General features: G+C 72.1%; 6 protein-coding genes. 2 read left to right on the top strand and 4 right to left on the bottom strand.

Going from position 1 to position 5,386, the window contains the following annotated elements; all coding sequences use genetic code 11:
* From ABD378_RS32385 to ABD378_RS32375, 3 genes are all read right to left on the bottom strand, one after another.
* Positions 1-1,163, bottom strand: a 1,163-nt coding sequence (locus ABD378_RS32385) for an ATP-binding protein (RefSeq protein WP_344526739.1), incomplete at its 3' end; no start/stop codon positions are given.
* A gap of 155 nt (positions 1,164-1,318) precedes the next feature.
* Entirely contained in the window at positions 1,319-1,552 is a 234-nt protein-coding gene (locus ABD378_RS32380) for a hypothetical protein (RefSeq protein WP_344526737.1), read from the bottom strand.
* Between the two features lie 185 nt (positions 1,553-1,737).
* Positions 1,738-2,835, bottom strand: a complete 1,098-nt coding sequence (locus ABD378_RS32375) for an NADH:flavin oxidoreductase/NADH oxidase (RefSeq protein WP_344526735.1) — start codon at positions 2,833-2,835, stop codon at positions 1,738-1,740.
* Between the two features lie 136 nt (positions 2,836-2,971).
* Here ABD378_RS32375 and ABD378_RS32370 point away from each other — a divergent pair, with 136 nt between their 5' ends.
* Positions 2,972-3,346, top strand: a complete 375-nt coding sequence (locus tag ABD378_RS32370) for an ArsR/SmtB family transcription factor (RefSeq protein ID WP_344526733.1) — start codon at positions 2,972-2,974, stop codon at positions 3,344-3,346.
* A gap of 137 nt (positions 3,347-3,483) precedes the next feature.
* On the opposite strand, the gene ABD378_RS32365 is transcribed toward ABD378_RS32370, so the two are convergent.
* The gene (locus tag ABD378_RS32365) at positions 3,484-4,833 is read right to left on the bottom strand and encodes an FAD-dependent oxidoreductase (RefSeq protein ID WP_344526731.1); all 1,350 of its coding nucleotides are present in this window, start codon (positions 4,831-4,833) and stop codon (positions 3,484-3,486) included.
* Between the two features lie 178 nt (positions 4,834-5,011).
* Here ABD378_RS32365 and ABD378_RS32360 point away from each other — a divergent pair.
* Positions 5,012-5,386 (top strand): DUF6214 family protein (locus ABD378_RS32360; RefSeq protein ID WP_425583904.1); only part of this gene is annotated, 375 nt, incomplete at its 3' end.

Raw genomic sequence — 5,386 nt, 5'->3', positions numbered from 1 at the left:
AGGGCGGCGGCGAGATGCTCGTCGGGGCCCGTCGCGGCGAGCACGCGGTGGCGCAGACTCGCGTAGTCGTCTTCGACCAGGGCCGCGGCCCGTGTGTGCAGGTCGGCCCGGTGCGCGGGTCCGATGTCCTGGTAGACGGCGGCGTGGACGAGGGGGTGCGGGAAGGCGATCTCGGGCGCGGCGCCCGGCTGGGTCTCCTTCAACAGCCCTGCCTTGACGGCCCGTTCGAGCGGGGGCAGGGGAGTAGTGACACGGGCGAGCGAGGCGGCCACGCTCAGCGGGCAGGAGAGCCCGAGCACGCTCACCGCCTGGACGAGCCGCAGCGCCTGGGGGCCGCACTCCGCGAGGTTGGCGAGCACAAGCATCGCGTACGAACGGGGCGCGGGCAGTGGCGTGGTGACGTCCCGCAGCACGTGCGAGGGCACCTGGTCGAGGAGCGCGCGGGCGTGCAGCGGATTGCCGTGCGTGTGGTCGTGGAGGCGTACGGACGCGGAGTGCGGAAGCCGGTCGGTGCCCAACTGTGCGCTGAGGGAGCCCAGTTCGTCCGGGGTGAGCCCGTGCAGCGGGATGCGCCGGGTGCGGACGTCGGCGAGCAGCCTGCGGATGCCCTCCGGCAACTGCGGAGCCTGCGGGTCACGCGCCGTCACGATCGCGAGGACCTTGTCGACGCGCAGCCGCCGCAGTGCGAACGTCAGCGCGTTCAGCGAGGCGGAGTCGGCCCAGTGGGCGTCGTCGAGCACCAGGATGACGGGCCCCTTGTCCTGCAGCTCGCTCAGCAGGTCGAGCAGCCCGAAGCCGGCCGCGAGCGGGGGCAGGGTGCCGGGCGCCGAACGGGGCGTGCGGACCAGCGAGCCCAGGCAGTCCGGCAGCGGGATCGGGCTCTGCCCGACGAACTGGGCGAGCACCCCGCAGGGCAGCGCGCTCTCGTTCTCCTCGCCGCTGGCCTGAAGCACGCAGGCGTCGCCCGCCGTGTCCAGGAACCTGCGCACCAGTGCGCTCTTGCCGATGCCGCCTGGCCCGTCGATCAGGACGAGGCGCGGCGCGCCGTCGCGCGCGTGGCGGAACTCCTCCTGGAGCGCCGCGAGTTCGCGCGTACGACCGGAGAACGCCTCATGGGGCGCCGGTGCGTGGACATGGTCGTTCAGTATGCCGCCGGACGTCATCACCGCCCCCACTTGTCGGCACCCGGTACGGGCACCAGGACTGTGACGGTGACCCGTGCCGGGCGCATGGCCCTGAACGTCCACGATGATGCCGAACCCGGTCTCGGTACAAGCAGATTCCCGGCTCCCGGGGATCTGTTTGCCGTGCCGTGGGCTCAGGCGTCACAGGAGTCGCCATCCGCCGCGGAGGCCGGCTCTCCGGTCTCCGCGTACGGTGCGTCCGGCGGCGGTTCGAGCAGCGAGAGCAGTTCGAGCCAGCCGTGGAACGGCGTGCAGCGGCTCGTGTCCCCCTTCTCTTCCTTCTCTTCACCCTCATCCACCACGTCCGTGGTGGAGATGTTCCCGTGCACGCCCCCTGGGGAGCGGAACACCTCGATGACGTAGCGCACAACGCCCTCCCGAGGGCCGGTACGGGCCCCGAACCGTGACACATCGCGACAGCGCCACGGTACGAACCCCGGGCCGGCCGCCGCTTCGGGGAGTCACCTAGGGATGTCCCCAGTGGCCGACCCTTGGCCAAGGCTGTGACAGGTCGGCGCGGGGGACGGCGCGGGGCGGCGCGCGGGGGCGGCCCTCACACCATGAGGTGGTACTGCTGGGGAGTGGCGACCTCGCCGCCGAGTTCGTTCGCGGCGTGGCGGGCCCATGAGGGGTTGCGCAGGAGTTCGCGGCCCAGGAGCACGGCGTCCGCCTCGCCGTTGGCGAGGATCTTCTCGGCCTGCTCGGGTTCCGTGATCATGCCGACGGCGGCCACGGGCAGCGACGTCTCGGCCTTCACCCGGGCCGCGAACGGGACTTGGTAGCCGGGGCCCGTGGCGATACGCGCCTTCGGGGCGTTTCCGCCGCTGGAGACGTCCAGGAGGTCCACGCCGTGGGCGTGCAGTTCCTTCGCGAGGCGGACCGTGTCGTCGGCCGTCCAGCCCTCACGCTCATCCTCGGGGTTCTCCGTCAGCCAGTCGGTCGCGGAGATCCGGAAGAAGAGGGGCAGTTCCTCGGGCCATACGGCGCGGACGGCGTCGACGACTTCGAGGGCGAGCCTGGAGCGGTTCTCGAAGGAGCCGCCGTACTCGTCCGTGCGGTGGTTGGTGAACGGCGAGAGGAACTCGCCGATGAGGTAGCCGTGGGCTCCGTGGATCTCGACCACCTGGAAGCCGGCGTCAAGGGCGCGCCGGGCGGCGGCCGCGAACTGGCCGACGACGTCGTGGATCTCCTCCGTGGTGAGTTCGTGCGGCAGGTGGTGGCCCTCGTCGAAGGGGAGCGCGCTGGGCGCGAGCGGCTGCCAGCCGTGCTCCTCCTGGCCGACGGGTCCGCCGCCCTTCCAGGGACGGTCGGTCGACGCCTTGCGGCCCGCGTGGGCGAGCTGGATGCCCGGAGTGGTGCCCTGGGTCTTCAGGAAGCCGGTGATGCGGCGCAGCGCCTCGGCTTGTGTGTCGTTCCATATTCCGAGGTCCGCGGGGCTGATGCGGCCCTCGGGGCTCACGGCCGTCGCCTCGACGAGGATCAGGCCGGTGCCGCCGGCGGCACGGGCTCCGTAGTGGGCGAAGTGCCAGTCGTTGGCCACGCCCGCGTCGGGCCCGAACACCTCGGTGGAGTACTGGCACATCGGGGCCATCCACACACGGTTGGGGATGGTCAGCGATCGCAGGGTGTAGGGCTCGAACAGGGCGCTCACGGCGGGACTCCACTCGTCACGGACTTCGGTACGGCTCGTACGGTAGACCGCGTAGTACGGCAGATGTCAAACTACGATGACTCTCGTACTATGGAGCCTTCGAGAAGACATGAAGCCCGGACGAAGGGGAGCCGCCGTGACGACCGCCGCACCGAGCAGCAGCCGTGCGCTCGTTCATCCGCCGCGCGCGGACATCCGGCTTGAGGGCGTGCTGCACGCGCTGTCGGACCCCATGCGCCTGCGGGTCGTGCGGCAGCTGGCCAGGGACGAAGCCGGGCTCGGCGGGCTCTCCTGTTCGCAGATCGACCTGCCCGTCACGAAGTCCACGAGCACGCATCACTTCAGGGTGCTGCGCGAGAGCGGCGTCATCCAGCAGATCTACCGAGGCACGGCAAAGCTCAACGGACTGCGCCGCGACGACCTGAACGCACTCTTCCCCGGCCTCCTGGACAGCGTCCTGACCGCGGCCACCGCACAGGCGGAGCGGACGGGTCCGGCACGGGGCCACTGACTGCCGGGGGGGGCGCCCCGAAGGGCGCGCTCAGCGAGTCCGGGCCGAGCGGGGTGCGCCCGAAGGGGCGCGGGGAACGGCGCGCTCAGCCCCCACGGGCCCGCAGATGATCCTCACCGCGCAGTCCAGCTCAACGCTCAACGCTCAAGGCCCCGCGCAGCGTCCAGCAGCCCCGGCCAGTCGGGAATCTTCACAGGCCCGCGGCCAAGCGACGTGCCCAGCTCCGCCTCCGCGCGCTCGATCCCGAGCCAGCCCTGCCACTCGACGGGGCGCAGCCCTGCCTCGCGGAGAGCGGCCAGAGGATCCGCGGGCACGCCTTTCCGTACGAGGGCGGGGGCATCGTCCAGCAGCGAGAGCACCGTCTCCTTGGCGCACGGACGGTTGGTCCCGATGACGCCCGTCGGGCCCCGCTTGATCCAGCCCGCCACATACTCGCCCGGGGACACCGCGCCCTCCCGCAGCACCCGCCCCGCCGCATGCGGCACCGTGCCGAGCCCGGCGTCGAACGGCAGCCCCTCGATGGGCACCCCGCGATAGCCGACCGAGCGCAGGACCAGTTGCCCCGCGATGTCCTCGTACTGCCCGGAACCCGTCACCCCGCCCCGGCCGTCCGGCAGCGTCCGCTCGAACCGCACCCCGCCGACGCGCCCCGCCGCCTCCGTCACGGCCACGGGGCGCAGGAAGAAACGGAGCCGGATGCTGCGCGGCAGGTGCTGCGCGGGGCGCTCCGCCCAGCCGCGCATCACCTCGACGTTGCGGCGGCCCACCGCGGGCAGGCCGGAGGGGTCGGCGTACGCGGGATCGAGCGCCAACTCCTCGGCGTCCACGATCACTTCGGTGTCCGGGAGCGAACCGAGCTCGCGCAGTTCCTTGGTGGTGAAGCGGGCCTGCGAGGGGCCGCGCCGCCCCACCATGTGGACCTCGCGCACCCGGCTCTCGGCAAGCACGCCGAGCGCCGCCTGGGGCATGTCGGTGGGCCGCAGCTCGGCCACGCCCCGCGCCAGCATCCGCGCGACGTCCACCGCGACGTTACCGACGCCGATGACCACGGCGGACTCCACGCCCCGTACGAAACCGTCGGCCGTCGTGTCCGGGTGCGCGCTGTACCAGGACACGAACTCCGTGGCCGAGTGGCTCCCCGGCAGGTCCTCGCCCGGGACGCCCAGCTTGCGGTCGGCCGCCGCGCCCACGCAGTAGACCACCGCGTGGTAGAGGTCGAGCAGCCGCGCGACGGGGAAGCCGCCGGGGCCGATCTCGATGCCGCCGAGGAAGCGGACACGGTCGTGTGCCAGGACCGTACGCAGGTTGTTCTGGAGGGACTTGATCTTCTCGTGGTCGGGCGCTACGCCGTAGCGGACGAGGCCGTAGGGGCAGGGCAGCCGGTCGATGACGTCGACGCGCACCCCCGGCACGAGGTCCTGCTGGACGAGGGACTGCGCGGTGTAGACCCCGCTCGGGCCCGATCCGATGACGGCGACCTGCAGCACGGCTGTGCTCCTTCCGCGAGGCGGCCTCGGGGGATGTGTTCAGCATCGCACCCCGGTGCGTCGAGGGGGAGGTGCGGTGCGGGGCGCGTTGATCCGGGTGCCCCGCTCCAGGGCTGACCGCCGCGCGGGTCTGCGTGCCGTTCGTGACCTAATGCGATCGCACGGCTACCCTTTGATTGTGCTTGAGAGCCCCTTTTTTGGCGTTTCTGATCACTATCGACCGAATGTTGACGACTCGCTGGGTACACCCTCTTTCCATGTGCGGCTGACCTTCGGCGACGGAGCCGCCATTGACGCGCGGGCCGTGGTGTCGGAGGGGCGGATCACCCTGGAGGGCCTGCACGCGCAGCCGCCGCATCCGGCCGAGTATCCCCACGCGCAGGAGCCCTCTGCCGCGGGCCGCGCACGGCCGTCGTGGCCGCGCGGGCGCGAGGGGCGGCTGCTGGTGGCTCAGGAGTACCGCGCGGCGCAGGCCGACTGCCGCGATCCCGTGCTCGCCGTGATGCACGCGACCGGCCGTAGCCGCCGAAGGTCCCTCAGGCTCATCGCCTCC

The organism is Streptomyces rectiviolaceus (assembly GCF_039533825.1).
GTDB classification, from domain to species: Bacteria; Actinomycetota; Actinomycetes; order Streptomycetales; family Streptomycetaceae; genus Streptomyces; species Streptomyces rectiviolaceus.
The sequence above is the reverse complement of the archived record's forward strand: the minus strand, read 5'-3'. Positions and strand labels throughout refer to the sequence as shown.